General features: G+C 59.7%; 18 protein-coding genes. 8 read left to right on the top strand and 10 right to left on the bottom strand.

All coding sequences use genetic code 11. The features are described from left to right. Positions 1–30: 30 nt before the first annotated feature. The 3 genes from algW to AC1Z1G_RS04665 all read left to right on the top strand — a co-directional run bounded on the left by algW (position 31) and on the right by AC1Z1G_RS04665 (position 4,118). A complete protein-coding gene (algW, locus tag AC1Z1G_RS04675; RefSeq protein ID WP_483625258.1) occupies positions 31–1,185 on the top strand; it encodes a Do family serine endopeptidase AlgW in 1,155 nt (384 codons plus the stop codon). Between the two features lie 86 nt (positions 1,186–1,271). Next, positions 1,272–3,377, top strand: coding sequence for a TonB-dependent siderophore receptor (locus AC1Z1G_RS04670; protein ID WP_483625256.1), 2,106 nt, complete (start codon positions 1,272–1,274; stop codon positions 3,375–3,377). Between the two features lie 12 nt (positions 3,378–3,389). Continuing rightward, entirely contained in the window at positions 3,390–4,118 is a 729-nt protein-coding gene (locus tag AC1Z1G_RS04665; protein ID WP_483625254.1) for a DUF4198 domain-containing protein, read from the top strand. A 193-nt stretch (positions 4,119–4,311) separates the two neighbouring features. On the opposite strand, the gene hisC is transcribed toward AC1Z1G_RS04665, so the two are convergent. The 10 genes from hisC to AC1Z1G_RS04615 form a co-directional block, all read right to left on the bottom strand. Further along, positions 4,312–5,364, bottom strand: a complete 1,053-nt coding sequence (hisC, locus tag AC1Z1G_RS04660; protein ID WP_483625252.1) for a histidinol-phosphate transaminase — start codon at positions 5,362–5,364, stop codon at positions 4,312–4,314. Between the two features lie 2 nt (positions 5,365–5,366). Then, on the bottom strand, positions 5,367–6,704 hold the full coding sequence (hisD, locus tag AC1Z1G_RS04655) for a histidinol dehydrogenase (RefSeq protein WP_483625250.1): 1,338 nt from the start codon (positions 6,702–6,704) through the stop codon (positions 5,367–5,369). A 123-nt stretch (positions 6,705–6,827) separates the two neighbouring features. After that, the gene (gene hisG, locus AC1Z1G_RS04650) at positions 6,828–7,463 is read right to left on the bottom strand and encodes an ATP phosphoribosyltransferase (protein ID WP_007941260.1); all 636 of its coding nucleotides are present in this window, start codon (positions 7,461–7,463) and stop codon (positions 6,828–6,830) included. Between the two features lie 168 nt (positions 7,464–7,631). Next, entirely contained in the window at positions 7,632–8,897 is a 1,266-nt protein-coding gene (murA, locus tag AC1Z1G_RS04645) for a UDP-N-acetylglucosamine 1-carboxyvinyltransferase (RefSeq protein ID WP_347904132.1), read from the bottom strand. Positions 8,898–8,919: 22 nt separating this feature from the next. Continuing rightward, the gene (locus AC1Z1G_RS04640) at positions 8,920–9,171 is read right to left on the bottom strand and encodes a BolA family protein (RefSeq protein WP_347904131.1); all 252 of its coding nucleotides are present in this window, start codon (positions 9,169–9,171) and stop codon (positions 8,920–8,922) included. Positions 9,172–9,285: 114 nt separating this feature from the next. Then, complete coding sequence (locus AC1Z1G_RS04635) at positions 9,286–9,591, bottom strand: STAS domain-containing protein (protein ID WP_483625247.1); 306 nt, start codon at positions 9,589–9,591, stop codon at positions 9,286–9,288. Next, a complete protein-coding gene (locus AC1Z1G_RS04630; protein WP_483625245.1) occupies positions 9,588–10,241 on the bottom strand; it encodes an MlaC/ttg2D family ABC transporter substrate-binding protein in 654 nt (217 codons plus the stop codon). Before AC1Z1G_RS04630 ends, AC1Z1G_RS04635 begins: the two co-directional genes overlap by 4 nt. An 11-nt stretch (positions 10,242–10,252) precedes the next feature. Then, positions 10,253–10,720, bottom strand: a complete 468-nt coding sequence (gene mlaD / locus AC1Z1G_RS04625; protein ID WP_347904126.1) for an outer membrane lipid asymmetry maintenance protein MlaD — start codon at positions 10,718–10,720, stop codon at positions 10,253–10,255. After that, positions 10,720–11,517 (bottom strand): lipid asymmetry maintenance ABC transporter permease subunit MlaE, encoded by a 798-nt coding sequence (gene mlaE / locus AC1Z1G_RS04620; RefSeq protein WP_347904125.1) that lies wholly within the window; start codon positions 11,515–11,517, stop codon positions 10,720–10,722. Before mlaE ends, mlaD begins: the two co-directional genes overlap by 1 nt. Then, positions 11,517–12,326, bottom strand: a complete 810-nt coding sequence (locus AC1Z1G_RS04615; protein ID WP_347904124.1) for an ATP-binding cassette domain-containing protein — start codon at positions 12,324–12,326, stop codon at positions 11,517–11,519. The genes mlaE and AC1Z1G_RS04615 overlap by 1 nt, the downstream gene beginning before the upstream one ends. Positions 12,327–12,601: 275 nt before the next feature. On the opposite strand from AC1Z1G_RS04615, the gene AC1Z1G_RS04610 reads away from it, so the two are divergent. The 5 genes from AC1Z1G_RS04610 to lptB are packed head-to-tail and all read left to right on the top strand — an operon-like array spanning position 12,602 to position 15,937. Next, positions 12,602–13,576 carry a KpsF/GutQ family sugar-phosphate isomerase gene (locus tag AC1Z1G_RS04610; protein ID WP_483625243.1) on the top strand — a complete coding sequence of 325 codons (975 nt, stop codon included), beginning with the start codon at positions 12,602–12,604 and terminating at the stop codon, positions 13,574–13,576. Beyond that, the gene (locus AC1Z1G_RS04605; protein WP_483625241.1) at positions 13,576–14,100 is read left to right on the top strand and encodes a KdsC family phosphatase; all 525 of its coding nucleotides are present in this window, start codon (positions 13,576–13,578) and stop codon (positions 14,098–14,100) included. Before AC1Z1G_RS04610 ends, AC1Z1G_RS04605 begins: the two co-directional genes overlap by 1 nt. A 7-nt stretch (positions 14,101–14,107) precedes the next feature. Then, positions 14,108–14,680, top strand: coding sequence for an LPS export ABC transporter periplasmic protein LptC (gene lptC / locus AC1Z1G_RS04600; RefSeq protein WP_483625239.1), 573 nt, complete (start codon positions 14,108–14,110; stop codon positions 14,678–14,680). After that, positions 14,667–15,212, top strand: a complete 546-nt coding sequence (gene lptA, locus AC1Z1G_RS04595) for a lipopolysaccharide transport periplasmic protein LptA (RefSeq protein WP_347904119.1) — start codon at positions 14,667–14,669, stop codon at positions 15,210–15,212. The genes lptC and lptA overlap by 14 nt, the downstream gene beginning before the upstream one ends. Then, the gene (gene lptB, locus AC1Z1G_RS04590; RefSeq protein WP_347904117.1) at positions 15,212–15,937 is read left to right on the top strand and encodes an LPS export ABC transporter ATP-binding protein; all 726 of its coding nucleotides are present in this window, start codon (positions 15,212–15,214) and stop codon (positions 15,935–15,937) included. The genes lptA and lptB overlap by 1 nt, the downstream gene beginning before the upstream one ends. Positions 15,938–16,085: the final 148 nt, after the last annotated feature.

Below are 16,085 nucleotides of genomic sequence, written 5' to 3'. Positions count from 1 at the left end.
GGCCCTCCGTAACCTCCCAGGATTTGCTCAATGCTCAAGGGTCTGCGTTTTTTTGGCTGGCCGCTGCTGGCCGGCGTGCTTATCGCGTTGTTGATCATCCAGCGTTACCCGCAATGGGTCGGGCTGCCAAGCCTTGATGTGAACCTGCAACAAGCCCCGCAAACCACCTTGACCCAGCAGGGGCCGGTGTCCTATGCCGATGCCGTGCTCATCGCCGCGCCGGCGGTGGTCAATCTCTACACCACCAAAGTGGTCAACAAAACCACGCATCCACTGTTCGAGGACCCGCAATTCCGGCGTTTTTTCGGTGACAACCTGCCCAAGCAAAAGCGTATGGAATCGAGCCTCGGCTCAGGCGTGATCATGAGCCCGGAAGGCTACCTGCTGACCAATAACCACGTGACCACCGGCGCGGACCAGATCGTGGTCGCCCTCAAGGATGGCCGGGAAACCCTGGCCCGGGTGATTGGCAGCGACCCGGAAACCGACCTGGCGGTACTGAAAATCGACCTGAAAAACCTGCCGTCGATCACCGTCGGGCGCTCCGAGAGCATCCGCGTCGGCGACGTTGCGCTGGCCATCGGCAACCCGTTCGGCGTCGGCCAGACCGTGACCATGGGCATTATCAGCGCCACCGGGCGTAACCAGCTGGGCCTGAACAACTACGAAGACTTCATTCAAACCGACGCCGCGATCAACCCCGGCAACTCTGGTGGCGCGCTGGTGGACGCCAACGGCAACCTGACCGGCATCAACACGGCTATTTTCTCCAAATCCGGTGGCTCTCAAGGCATCGGGTTTGCGATCCCGATCAAACTGGCGATGGAAGTGATGAAGTCGATCATCGAACATGGCCAGGTGATTCGCGGCTGGCTCGGCATCGAAGTGCAGCCGCTGACCCAGGAACTGGCCGAGTCGTTTGGCCTGTCCGGGCGCCCGGGGATCGTGGTCGCGGGGATTTTCCGCGACGGCCCGGCGCAAAAGGCCGGCCTGCAATTGGGTGACGTGATTCTCAGCATCGACGGCGAACCGGCCGGTGACGGGCGGCGCTCGATGAACCAGGTGGCGCGGATCAAACCGACTGACAAGGTCAGCATTCAGGTCATACGTAATGGCAAGGAGCTGAAACTGACCGCTGAAATCGGCCTGCGTCCTCCGCCCGCACCGGTCAAAGAAGAAGAGTAAGCACTGGCCCGGGTGATACCGGGCTAAAGGCATACATTCTCATTGGACATGTTATATTGTTTCAATATCGCTATTGGAACGATCTCATGCCGTCTCGCAAAATGGTGTCTCTGGCAGGCCTGGCTCTGGGCCTGCTCGGGGATCCGGTCTTCGCCGAAGAACCCCAACCCCTTGAACTGGACGCTATCAGCGTCACCTCCGGCTACGAATCCGCCAGCGATCCGGTGAAAGGCTATCGGGCCACGCGATCTGCCAGCGCGACCAAAACCGACACCGCCATCCGTGGCATCCCGCAATCCATCAGCGTGATCCCCGCCAGCGTGCTCAAGGACCTGGGCAGCAGCAACGTCGAGCGCGCCCTGGAGTTTGCCGGTGGCGTATCGAAGCAAAACAATTTCGGCGGCCTGACGTTGTATGAATACAGCGTGCGCGGCTTCACCACCTCAGAGTTCTACAAGGACGGTTTCAGCGCCAACCGCGGTTACCCCAGCACCCCGGACGCCGCCAACATCGAGCGCATCGAAGTGCTCAAAGGCCCGGCCGCCAGCCTTTATGGGCGAGGCGATCCGGGCGGCACGGTGAACATTGTCACCAAGAAACCTCAGCCCGAGGCGTTCACCACCCTGCAAACCAGCGCCGGTAGCTGGGACCGCTACCGCACCGCACTGGACATCAACACCCCGCTCGACACCCAAGGCGAGCTGCTGTCACGGGTCAACCTGGCGGTCGAGGACAACCACAGCTTTCGCGATCATGTCGACAGCCAGCGTGTGTTCGTCGCACCGTCGCTCAGCTGGCAGCTCAATCCCGACACCCATCTGTTGGTGGAAAGCGAAATCGTCCGCCACAGCTCCACGTTCGACCGTGGCATCGTGGCGCCGAACAACACCTGGAGCGGCGTCTCGCGCTCGACCTTCCTGGGCGAGCCCAACGACGGCAACATCGACAACCACAACAACCTGCTTCAGGCGACCCTCGAACATCACCTCAACGACGCCTGGAAACTGCGCCTGGCCAGCCACTACAAGGAAGGCAAACTCTGGGGCAACGCCTCGGAAACCCGCCCGCTCAACGCGGATCAGCACACGGTCAACCGCCGCTACCGCGAGCGCGATACCCGTTGGCACGACAGCATCACCCAGCTTGAACTGCGCGGCCTGTTCGACCTTGGCAGTTGGCAACATGAGCTGCTGATCGGCGGTGAGTACGAGAATTTCCGCAAGAATGAGCGGGTCAGTGCGATTGCCGGTGGTCCTTATGCCATCGACATTTACCACCCGATCTACGGCCGGCCGAAACCTGACGGCAAACGCTCGGGCCCGGACTTTTTCGAACAGGTGCAAAGCCAGGCGCTGAACCTTCAGGACCAGATTGTATTTACCGACAAGCTGCGCGGCATGCTGGGTGCGCGCTTCGAGCACTTCGAGCAAACCATCGACGATCACAACCTCAATGCCCGCACCCGACAGAACCACGACGCGCTGACCCAACGCGCTGGCCTGCTCTACCAACTGACGCCGCAACACGGGCTGTTCGCCAACGCCTCAACCTCGTTCAAGCCGAACAACGGCCTGGACGCTAGCGGTAAGTCCTTCGATCCGGAAGAAGGCGTGGGTTACGAGGTCGGCATCAAGAGTGAATGGTTCGATGATCGCCTGAGCAGCACCCTCGCCGCCTTCCATATCGAAAAAGAAAACGTCCTCGCCCTCGACCTCGCCACCGATACCCGGCGCGCCATGGGCAAGGCCCGCAGCCAGGGATTCGACCTGCAACTGAGCGGGCAACTGACTGACGCGGTACGCGTCATCGGTGCGTTTGCCTACATCGACGCCGAGGTCACGCAAGGTGACAAGACCATCCCCACCGGCAGCCGGATACTTGGCGTGGCCAAGCACAGCGCCAGCCTGCTGGGTGTTTATGAGTTTCAGGATGGCCACCTGCGGGGCTCGGATGTCGGCGCGGCTTACACCTATGTCGGAGATCGCTCGGGCGAAGCCGGCAGTGATTTCGAGCTGCCGGCCTACCACACCGTCGACCTGCTGGCCCATTACAAGGCCAGTGACACCGTCACCGTGGGGCTGAACCTGAACAACCTTTTCGACGAGAAATACTACGAGCGCTCCTACAGCAACTACTGGGTAAACCCCGGTGAGCCGCGCAATTTCACCGTCAGCCTGACACTCAACCTGTAAAAGGACGTCACCATGCAACACGCTAAATCACTGGCCCTGCTGGGGCTGCTCAGCGCACTGTTCGCCGCTCAAGTCAGTGCCCATGGCCTGTGGACCGAGCATCGTCGCGGCAACATTGAAGTCATTTACGGCCACGGTGCCGAAGACAACGCCTACAAAGCCCGGAAGATCAGCGGTGCCTGGGCGTATGACATCAGCGGCAAGATGATTCCGGTCACCGTGCAACGTTTGGTGGATCACGCTCGCCTGCAACCGCTCAAACCACCGGCAGTCCTGGCGGTTGCGCTGGATAACGGCATGTGGTCACAGACCGCGGACAAGAAGTGGGTCAATCAGGGGCGCAGCAAAGTACCGGGGGCTATTGAGTCGACCCAGACCTTCAAGTACAGCCTGGCGATTTATCAACCGGGGGCGAAGTTGCCTGCGCTTGATCAAATCAAACTGCTGATCTTGCCGGAGGTGGACCCGCTGACGGTCGGCCCGGGCAAGTCGTTGCCGGTGCGGGTGCTGCTCGATGGCAAACCAGCGGCGGGCGTGAAGTTGATTGGCGACTATCGCAACGCGCCGAACACACTGAGCACCGAAACCGATGCTGAGGGTCGAGCGCAAGTGCTGGTGCGTAATGAGGGATTGAACGTGATTGCCGCGCAAGTCGAAGTGCCGGTGAAGGACAACCCGGATGTGGCGACCCGTGGGTTGTTCAGTTCGCTGACATTCCTGGGTGAACCGCATCACGAGTAAGTGTGGACGGGAATTTCTTTGCCCAGCCTGAAAACCACCCCTCACCCCAGCCCTCTCCCCAAAGGGGAGAGGGAGCCGATCTCTTTGTTTTTCAAATCCTGAGTTCGACTGGATTTCCCAGGTCGGCGTATAGCGAACAGGCAACTCGGTCAGTCCCCTCTCCCTCTGGGAGAGGGTTAGGGTGAGGGCTGCTTCAGAGGTCGCCCAAACCGTCGATCAATGCCTGATTCTGTTCCGGCGTACCGATGGAAATCCGCAGGAACTGGGCAATCCGTTCCTGTTTGAAGTGCCGCACGATCACGCCTTGCTCGCGCAACTTCGCCGCCAGGCCTGCCGCATCATGCTGCGGGTGACGAGTGAAGATGAAATTCGCCGCCGATGGCAGCACTTCAAAGCCTTTCGCCTGCAACTGCTTGACCACCTGCTCTCGGCTGTCGATCACGCGCTGGCAGGTCTTTTCAAAGTACTCGCGATCGTCAAACGCCGCCGCCGCGCCAACGATGGCCAGGCGATCCAGCGGGTAAGAGTTGAAGCTGTTCTTGATCCGCTCCAGCGCCTCGATCAGGTCCGGATGACCGACCGCCAGCCCCACGCGCAAACCGGCCAGCGAGCGCGACTTGGACAAGGTCTGGGTCACCAGCAGGTTCGGGTAACGGTCTACCAGGCTGATCGCCGTCTCGCCGCCGAAGTCGATGTAGGCTTCATCGACCACCACCACCGAGTCCGGGCTGGCCTTGAGAATCTGCTCCACGGCATCCAGTGTCAGCAGGCAACCGGTAGGCGCATTCGGGTTAGGGAAAATGATCCCGCCGTTTGGCTTGGCATAGTCCGCAACGCGAATCCGGAATTGATCATCCAGCGGCACCGCGTCGAATGAAATGCCGTACAAGCCGCAATACACCGGATAAAAGCTGTAGCTGATGTCCGGGAACAGCAGTGGCTTATCGTGTTGCAGCAAGCCGTGAAAAATGTGCGCAAGCACTTCATCGGACCCGTTGCCGAGGAACACCTGGTTGCCCTGCACCCCGTAATAACGGGCCACCGCCTGCTTGAGCAGGTCGCTGTTGGGGTCCGGGTACAGACGCAGGTTGTCGTTGAGTTCGGTTTGCATCGCCGCCAGCGCCTTGGGCGATGGGCCGTAAGGGTTTTCGTTGGTGTTGAGCTTGACCAGTTTTGCCAGTTTCGGCTGCTCGCCCGGCACATACGGCACCAGATCCTTGACGAACGGACTCCAGAATTTACTCATGCTCATTCCCCCTGCCCTTGAAGAAAGTCTTCGTCAACGATGCGGTATTCGGCGCTGCGGGCGTGGGCGGTCAGCGACTCGCCACGGGCCAGCACGGACGCAGTCTTGCCCAGCTCCGACGCACCCTGCTCGGAGCAGAAGATGATCGACGAACGTTTCTGGAAGTCATAAACCCCCAACGGTGAGGAGAAACGCGCCGTGCCGGACGTTGGCAGAACATGGTTGGGACCGGCGCAATAATCGCCCAGCGCCTCGGACGTGTGGCGCCCCATGAAGATCGCACCGGCATGGCGGATCTGCGGCAACCAGGCCTGTGGATCCGCGACGGACAACTCCAGGTGTTCCGGCGCAATGCGGTTGGCCACGTCGATGGCTTGTTGCATGTCGCGCACTTGAATCAACGCACCACGGCCGTTGATCGAGGTTTCGATGATCTCCGCGCGCTCCATGGTTGGCAGCAGTTTGGCGATGCTCGCCGCCACCTTGTCGAGGAACGCGGCGTCGGGGCTGACCAGAATCGCCTGGGCGTCTTCGTCGTGTTCGGCCTGGGAAAACAGGTCCATGGCGATCCAGTCTGGATCAGTCTGGCCGTCGCACACCACGAGGATTTCCGAGGGGCCTGCGATCATGTCAATACCGACCTGACCGAACACATGTCGCTTGGCGGTGGCGACATAGATGTTGCCGGGGCCGACGACCTTGTCGACTTTCGGCACGCTTTCGGTGCCATAGGCCAACGCCGCCACGGCCTGGGCGCCACCGATGGTGAACACCCGGTCGACACCGGCAATGCACGCGGCCGCCAGCACCAGTTCGTTAACTTCACCGCGAGGCGTCGGCACCACCATGACCACCTCGGTCACGCCGGCAACCTTGGCCGGAATCGCATTCATCAGCACCGAGGACGGGTACGACGCCTTGCCACCCGGCACATACAGGCCGGCGCGGTCCAGCGGCGTGACTTTCTGGCCAAGCACCGTGCCATCGGCTTCGGTGTAGCTCCAGGAGTCCTGTTTCTGTTTTTCGTGGTAGCTGCGCACGCGCGCGGCGGCTTTTTCCAGTGCCTCGCGCTGAGGCGCGGTGATCCGGGTCAAGGCCAGTTCGAGGCGCTCACGGGGCAGGATGAGGTCGGCCATCGAGGCCACTTGCAGGCCGTCGAACTTCTGGGTGAACTCGACCACCGCCGCGTCGCCACGCTCGCGCACTGCCTTGATGATGTCCAGGACCCGCTGATTGACCGAGTCGTCAGACACACTTTCCCAGCTCAGCAGATGATCCAGATGATGCGCGAAATCCGGGTCAGCAGCGTTGAGTCGGCGAATGGAAGTGGGAGCGGTCATAGCGGGCCTCATTAGATTGGCAAATGCTCAGGCGCCCTAAGCTACCAGTCCATTCGCGCGGGCACCTGAGAAAATTGGCTATGACACGGATAGACGGGCGCGGCTCAAGGCCGCGCAAGTGAATCAACCGCGGTGTCGCGACTCCACTGCTTTGCGCAGGGTGTCGATCAGTGCCTGGATACGGGCGTGCTGCATTTTCATCGAAGCTTTGTTGACGATCAGTCGGGAACTGATGGCAGCAATGAAATCCTGTGGCTCCAGACCGTTGGCCCGCAGCGTGTTACCGGTGTCGACCACGTCGATGATCTTGTCTGCCAGACCGATCAGCGGTGCCAGTTCCATCGAGCCGTACAACTTGATGATGTCGACCTGACGACCCTGCTCGGCGTAATAACGCTTGGCCACATTGACGAACTTGGTGGCGATGCGCAGACGCCCCTTGGGTTCGACTGCACCGACTTTACCGGCGGTCATCAGCTTGCACTGGGCAATTTGCAGGTCCAGGGGCTCGTACAGGCCCTGGCCACCGTATTCCATCAGCACATCTTTACCGGCGACGCCCAGGTCAGCGGCACCATGCTCGACATAGGTCGGCACATCGGTGGCGCGCACGATCAGCAAGCGCACATCGGCCTGGGTCGTGGGGATGATCAGCTTGCGGCTCTTGTCCGGATTCTCGGTCGGCACGATGCCCGCTTCAGCCAGAAGCGGCAGGGTGTCGTCAAGGATGCGGCCCTTGGACAGTGCGATGGTCAACATGGGAAACGTCAGTCCTTATCAAGGTACTCATGCCCGGTCGCAAACGGCGCCGGACACACATCGAGGGTGTAACCACCCTCGACTTTAAACAAATCCATCCCAGTGGCGTAACAGCGGCTGGGCTGTTATGCCACCGGGAGGGCGCTCCCTGCGCCCATGCAGCAGAAACTAGCCCGGTACGCGGCGGATTTTAGCGCCGAGCATCTGCAGCTTCTCTTCAATGCACTCATAACCACGGTCGATGTGGTAGATGCGATCGATCAGCGTGTCGCCTTCAGCGATCAGCGCCGAAATCACCAGGCTGGCCGAAGCTCGCAGGTCAGTGGCCATGACTGGCGCGCCTTTGAGTTTTTCGATACCGGTCACGATGGCGGTGTTGCCTTCGACCTGGATGTGAGCGCCCATGCGGTGCAGCTCATAAACATGCATGAAGCGGTTTTCGAAGATCGTCTCGATCACAGCGCCAGTGCCTTCGGCAATGGCGTTGAGGGAGATGAACTGCGCTTGCATGTCGGTCGGGAACGCCGGGTACGGAGCGGTGCGCACGTTGACGGCTTTTGGCCGCTTGCCGTGCATATTCAGCTCGATCCAGTCTTCACCGGTGGTGATTTCAGCGCCGGCTTCCTTGAGTTTTTCCAGTACGGCTTCAAGGATGGTCGGGTCGGTGTCCTTGACCTTGACGCGGCCGCCGGTCACGGCAGCTGCCACCAGGTAAGTACCGGTTTCGATACGGTCCGGCATCACTTTATAGGTGGCCGGATGCAGACGTGGCACGCCGTCGATAGTGATGGTGTCGGTGCCGGCGCCCGAGATCTTCGCGCCCATGGCGATCAGGAAGTTCGCCAGGTCGATGACTTCAGGTTCACGGGCCGCGTTTTGCAGCACGCTGCGACCGTTGGCCAGTGCGGCAGCCATCATGATGTTCTCGGTACCGGTCACACTGACGGTATCGAAGAAGAAGTTTGCGCCACGCAGGCCACCTTCAGGCGCCTTGGCCTTGATGTAGCCGCCTTCGACGTCGATGACCGCGCCCATGGCTTCAAGGCCACGGATGTGCAGGTCGACCGGACGCGAACCGATGGCGCAACCGCCAGGCAGTGCGACTTCGGCTTCACCGAAACGGGCAACCATCGGGCCCAGCACCAGGATCGAGGCACGCATGGTTTTCACCAGTTCGTACGGGGCGATCAGGGTCTTGATGGTGCGCGGGTCGATTTCGACGCTGAGCTTCTCGTCGATCACCGGCTCAATGCCCATGCGGCCGAACAGCTCGATCATGGTGGTGATGTCGTGCAGGTGCGGCAGGTTGGCAACCGTGACCGGGCCATCGCACAGCAGGGTTGCAGCCAGAATCGGCAGGGCAGAGTTCTTTGCCCCGGAGATGCGGATTTCGCCATCAAGACGAACGCCGCCGGTAATAATCAATTTATCCATAAGAATCTCGACGCCCTTGGGCTCAGGTGCGCTCGGCCCAGGCCGCGCTGCTGAAAAATTTCATAGTGACCGCGTGGATGCTGCCATCGGCGATCCATGGGTTCAAATGGGCATAGATGCTTTGCTGACGCTTGACCGGGCTCAAAGCCACCAGTTCGTCACTAATCACGTTCAGCTGAAAGTTGCAGCCTTCGCCCTCAACTTCTACCTGCACCTGTGAAAGAGTCTCAGACAGCTTTTCTTCAAGGAAACTCTTAACTTCGTTGGCCTGCATGCTCAACCTCAATCGGCGCCCTGTGCGCGCGGGTCGGACATCATACAAAAAAGCCCCGCGCCTGCGAACCCCGCATAGCAGGACTCTGACGGGGGGCTTCCCTGTTGATGACGGTTAGGAAGGCGTCAACAGCTCGGTCAACCCGGAAACCTGAGCGATTTCACGCATGTCTTCGGGCATCCCGCGGATGCTCAACGCCTTGTTGGCCACCTGGGCATCACGCATGAAGGCCAGCAGCAGCGAAAGGCCGACACTGCTGGATTTCTGGACCGCCGAGCAATCCACCACAAGAGCGGGGGCCTTGCTTGACTTGATCAGGGCCTGGCCCTGCTTGCGCAGGTCAGGCCCGGTGCGGTAATCCAGCACGCCACTGAGCAGCAGCTCGCCGGGTTCGCCCAGGCGGACGGCCGACTCACTCATTGGGCTGGCTTCTGGGCAGCGTGTTCGGTGCTTTCCTTGGCCTTGGCGACTTCACCGGCCCAACCATTGATGGTCTTGTCCAGGTCGTTGCCATTGCGCTGCATCGCGTCGGCGAACTGGTCACGGAACAGTTTGCCAATGTTGATGCCGTTAATGATCACGTTGCGCAGTTTCCACTCGCCATTGATCTTTTCGAGCGTGTAAGACACCGGATAGATCGCGCCATTACTGCCCTTGACGGTCATGCCGACGCTGGTACGGTCTCCTGATTCATCCTTGGCCGGCTCAACGACGATGCCCTGGTTGTTGTACTCCAGCAAAGCGTTGCCATAGAACTGAAACAGACCGGTCTTGAAGTTTTCTTCAAAGGTCTTCATTTGCGCAGGCGTAGCTTTACGCGAGTACTTGACCGTCATGATGCTCTTGGAGATGCCTTCGGCATCCACCACCGGCCCGACGATGCTGTTCAGCGCCGCATAAAAGTCTTTCGGGTCCTGCTTGTACTTCTCTTTATTGGCGGCCAGGTCGGCCAGCAAACGGGTCGTCGTGTCCTGGACCAGTTCATGCGCGGAAGGCGCCGCCACGGCGTTAGCCATCAACGGCAGGGCCGCGAGTAACACCAACAGGCCACGTCGCAAGGTAGAGATCATTCAAAAGCTCCTCATTTGGCGTCTTTGCTAACGGTATTGAGCAGGAATTTACCGATCAGGTCCTCGAGCACCAGCGACGACTGCGTGTCATGGATGGTTCCACCATCCTTGAGCAGGGTTTCTTCCCCACCCACGCTGAGGCCGATGTATTTCTCGCCCAACAGGCCAGCAGTGAGAATAGATGCAGTGGAGTCAGTCGGCAGATTATCTACGCGTTTTTCCAGCTGCAACGTCACTCTCCCTGTGAAGCTGTCACGGTCCAGATCGATAGCCGTCACCTTGCCAATCGTCACACCGGCCATGGTCACTTTTGATCTGACCGTCAAACCGGCGATATTGTCGAAATACGCATAAAGTTTATAGCTGTCGTTGCTCGAAACGGGGGACAGTCCACTGACCCGCAGGGCAAGCAACAGTAAAGCCAGGATGCCAGCCAGCAAGAAAAGGCCGACACCGATTTCCAGGGTGCGGTTTTGCATCAGAAATCTCCAAACATCAAGGCGGTCAGAATAAAGTCCAGGCCGAGGATGGCCAATGAGGCATACACCACTGTTTTGGTGGTGGCACGACTGATCCCTTCTGAGGTGGGCTCACAGTCATAGCCTTGGAATACGGCAATCCAGGTCACGACAAAGGCGAAGACAATGCTTTTAATGATGCCATTGAGCACGTCGCCGTTGAACGTCACGCTGTTTTGCATGTTCGACCAGTAGGAGCCTTCATACACACCCAACCAGTCGACCGCCACCCACGAACCGCCCCAGATACCCACCACGCTGAAAATCATCGCCAGCAGCGGCAGGGAAATGAAGCCGGCCCACAGGCGCGGGGCAATGATGTACTTGAGCGGGTCCACGCCAATCATTTCAAGGCTGGACAACTGCTCGGTGGATTTCATGTTGCCGATTTCCGCCGTCAGCGCCGAACCGGCACGCCCGGCGAACAGCAACGCTGTTACCACCGGCCCCAGTTCACGCAGCAGCGTCAGGGCAACCATCTGCCCCACTGCCTGCTCCGAACCATAGCTGGAGAGGATGTTGAAACCTTGCAGCGCCAGCACCATGCCGATGAAGATCCCGGAGACCACGATGATCACCAGGGACATCACGCCAACGGAATGCAACTGTTTGATCAGCAGGCCAAAACCGCCGCCAATGCCGCCACGGCCCAGCAAGGCGTGAAACAGGAACAGCGATGAACGGCCAAGCACCGCGACGCTGTCGATGGCCGCCTGGCCGAATCGACGAACACGTTCTATTAGTGAAGTCTTGCGCATCAGCGCTTCCCCAGAAGATCTGCGCGGTAATCCGTCGCTGGAAAGTGAAACGGCACCGGACCGTCCGGGTCACCGGTCATGAATTGACGAATGCGCGGATTGTCGGAGTCCATCAATTCGGCCGGTGTGCCCTGCCCCAGCACTTGCCCGTCGCCCACCACATAGAGGTAATCGGCAATGCTCGCGGTTTCGGCCAGGTCATGGGACACCACGATACTGGTGATACCCAATGCATCGTTCAGCAGGCGAATCAGGCGCACCAAGACGCCCATGGCGATAGGGTCCTGACCGACGAACGGTTCGTCGTACATGAGAATCTGCGGGTCGAGGGCAATTGCCCGCGCCAGTGCAACGCGGCGCTTCATGCCACCCGACAACTCGTCGGGCATCAAATCGAGGGCGCCACGCAACCCGACAGCCTGCAATTTCAGCAGAACGATGTCGCGGATCATTTCTTCGGGTAATTGGGTATGAACACGCAGCGGGAAAGCGACGTTCTCGAATACATCGAGGTCCGTGAACAGCGCACCGCTCTGGAACAGAACGCCCATGTGCTTGCGCGCATCGAACAAATCGCTGCGCGACAGCGTCGGCAGGTTCTGGCCGTTGACCCAGACCTCGCCGCTGCTAGGCCGCAACTGCGCGCCCATCAGGCGCAACAGCGTCGTCTTGCCGCAACCGGAAGGCCCCATGATACCGGTGACCTTTCCGCGCGGAATGCGGATATCGACGTTATTGAAAATGCTCCGCGCACCGCGCTTGAAGGACAATCCCTTCAGCTCGACCGCGTAGGCGTTATCGGCACTCATCTAAACTCCTTGCGATGCAGCCTCTCACTCGGACGCCAAGCTCCCTGTCGAGAGCACATGGATCCTGGGCAGGCCGAACTGGCGGCGAACTATAGCATTGCTCAGGTGAACCGCCCAAGGCCAAAGCCATGTCACATTCAGCAATCAGACAGGCAAAAAGCCTTCGTTTAAAGCCATTATGGAAGGGGTATTGCCCTGCATGACGAACATGCGTGAGGGAATTGCTCATTACCGCTATAATCGCCGCCTTTTCATCAGGCTATACGATTTCTGACATGAGCCAATCCAGCGACCTGATTCAATCGGCACAACGCACCATCCGCCTCGAACTTGAAGCCGTAGAAGGCTTGTTGTCCCATATCGACGCAGATTTCGTACGCGCTTGCGAGATGATTCTGAACAGCAAAGGCCGCGTGGTTGTCGTCGGCATGGGCAAATCCGGGCACATCGGCAACAAGATTGCCGCCACCCTGGCCAGCACCGGCACCACTGCGTTTTTCGTGCACCCGGCCGAAGCGAGCCATGGTGACATGGGCATGATCACCCGCGACGACATCATTCTTGCGCTGTCGAACTCCGGCTCGACCAATGAAATCGTGACATTGCTGCCGTTGATCAAGCGCCTGGGCATTCAAATGATCAGCCTGACCGGCAATCCCGAGTCGCCGCTGGCCAAGGCTGCGGAAGTGAACCTCAACGTTCACATCGAACATGAAGCCTGCCCGCTGAACCTGGCACCGACCTCCTCGACCACGGCCGCCCTGGTCATGGGCGACGCCCTGGCCGTTGCCCTGCTGGAAGCCCGCGGCTTCACCGCCGAAGACTTCGCTTTTTCCCACCCCGGTGGCGCGCTTGGCCGCCGGCTGCTGCTGAAAGTCGAAAACGTCATGCACGCCGGCGACGAACTGCCACGCGTACAGCGCGGCACCCCGCTCAAAGACGCGCTGATGGAAATGACCCGCAAGGGCCTCGGCATGACCGTCGTACTGGAAGCCGACGGAAAACTCGCCGGGATCTTCACCGACGGCGACTTGCGCCGTACCCTGGACCGGACCATCGACGTTCACAGCACCACCATTGATGACGTCATGACTGCTCATGGCAAGACCGCTCGCGCCGATATGCTCGCAGCCCAGGCCCTGAAAATCATGGAAGACAACAAAATCAGCGCGCTGGTGGTGGTCGACAGCGAAGATCGCCCGGTCGGCGCCCTGAACATGCACGACTTGCTGCGTGCGGGAGTAATGTAATGACTGCGGACCTTCTGCAACGCGGCAAACAGATCAAACTGGCGGTCTTCGACGTCGATGGCGTGCTGACGGACGGACGGCTGTACTTCCTGGAAGACGGCAGCGAGTTCAAAACGTTTAACACCCTGGATGGCCAAGGCATCAAGATGCTGATGGCGACCGGCGTGACCACCGCCATCATCAGCGGCCGCAAGACCCCGGTGGTCGAGCGCCGGGCGAAAAACCTCGGTATTCCTCACCTGTATCAGGGCCGAGAGGACAAACTGGTGGTACTTGACGAGCTTCTGGCGCAACTGGGCCTACGCTATGAACAGGTAGCCTACCTCGGTGACGACCTGCCGGACCTGCCGGTGATTCGCCGCGTCGGCCTGGGCATGGCCGTTGCCAACGCTGCCAGCTTCGTCCGCGAACACGCTCACGGAATCACCCAGGCTCGCGGTGGCGAAGGCGCGGCTCGCGAGTTCTGCGAACTGATCCTGCGCGCCCAAGGCAACCTTGAAGCGGCCAACGCCGCCTACCTGTGAGCCACCTATGCTGAGTAAAAAGATTCGCAATTTCCTGATGTTCGCCGTCATCGCTGCGCTGTTTGCAGCGGTGGGCTACTGGAACATCAGCCCGGAGCGCTTCCTCGACAAGCCTGTGGTGAAGGTCGATGAAAACGCGATCGACTATTACGCCATCAACGCCTACAGCCTGCAGTTCCTGCCCGACGGCGGCCTGCAGTATGAAATGACCTCCGACAAGGTCGAGCACGTTCAGGCCAGCGAGATCACCCTGCTGACCAAGCCCGACCTGCAGATGTACCGCGGAACCGTGTATCCCTGGCATGTCCAGAGCGAACGCGGCGAAGTCAACCCGGACGGTACCGAAGTCGAGCTGATCGACTCGGTGCGCATTGCGCGCACTGACGAAAAAAAGCGTGAAACCATCATTACCAGCAGTCGCATGACCGTATTCCCGCAACAGCAATATGCGCAGACCCAGCAAGCCGTTAGAATCGACGGCGCTGGTGGTGTATCGACTGGTAACGGAATGAAAGCGTATTTGAAAGAAAGCAGGATACACCTGCTATCGAACGTAAGAGGACAGTATGAGGCTCGTTAAAACCCTCCCTATTTTGCTCAGTCTGGGCGCAGCACTGGGAAGCGTGAGCGCCTGGGCTCTGCCGAACGATAGTCAGCAACCTATCCGCATTCAGGCTGACGATGCTCAGCTTGATGACAAGCAAGGTATCGCCACCTACAAAGGTGACGTCATCATCACCCAGGGCTCGATGAAGGTCACCGGCAACACCGTGACCATCACCCGCACCCCGGCCGGTGACATCGACGTCGTGACCTCGGTAGGCAACCTGGCCTATTTCGAGCAGTTGCAGAAGCCGACTGACACGAAACCCGTCCAGGGCTATGCGGTGACCATCCAGTACCACGCAGCGCAAAACCGCGTTGTACTGATCGACCGGGCCAAAGTGATCAACGACGGCAACACCACCGAAGGCGAGAAAATCGTCTACGACACGGTCAAGCAGGTCGCCAACGCTGGTCGTGCCAATGGCAGCGCCGTGACCGCGCCACGTCCGCGGATCGACATGGTCATCCAGCCGAAAAAGAAAACCGACGAGCAGAAGGCCCAGTAATGGCAACTCTGAAAGCTCAGCATCTGGCCAAGAGCTACAAGAGCCGCCAGGTCGTGCGCGATGTCAGCCTGTCCATCGACAGCGGCCAGATCGTCGGCCTGCTTGGCCCTAACGGCGCCGGCAAGACCACTTGTTTCTACATGATCGTCGGCCTGGTTCAGGCCGATCAGGGCCGCGTGCTGATCGACGACCTGGATGTCAGCCACCAGCCGATGCACGGCCGCGCTCGCGCCGGTATCGGCTATCTGCCGCAAGAAGCGTCGATCTTCCGCAAACTCTCGGTCGCCGATAACATCATGGCCATCCTCGAGACCCGCAAGGAACTCGATAAGGCCGGTCGCCGCAAGGAGCTGGAAAGCCTGCTGCAGGAATTCCACATCAACCACATCCGCGACAACCTCGGCATGAGCCTGTCCGGTGGTGAGCGCCGCCGCGTGGAAATCGCCCGCGCCCTGGCCACCGCCCCGAAATTCATCCTGCTCGACGAACCGTTCGCCGGCGTGGACCCGATTTCGGTAGGCGACATCAAGCAGATCATTCACCACCTCAAGGCAAAGGGCATCGGCGTCCTGATCACGGACCACAACGTCCGTGAAACCCTGGACATCTGCGAAACCGCCTACATCGTCAACGATGGCCAACTGATCGCCGAAGGCGACTCTGCGACCATCCTGGCCAACGAACTGGTCAAGGAAGTGTACCTGGGCCACGAGTTCCGCCTGTAAGCGCCGAGGTGTTTGACCTGTTACCGGAGCGCCAACCTCAATAAAATCAGTAGAATTTTATTGATACGGCGCTCAGGGCATTCCCACGCCCTCAGTTCCTCAGCCTTGGGCTGACGCAGCCTGGCGCAATAAAAATTTAAAACGTTTT

It is taken from the genome of Pseudomonas sp. JL27(2026) (genome assembly GCF_056933555.1).
This window is presented reverse-complemented; position numbering and strand designations above follow the sequence as displayed.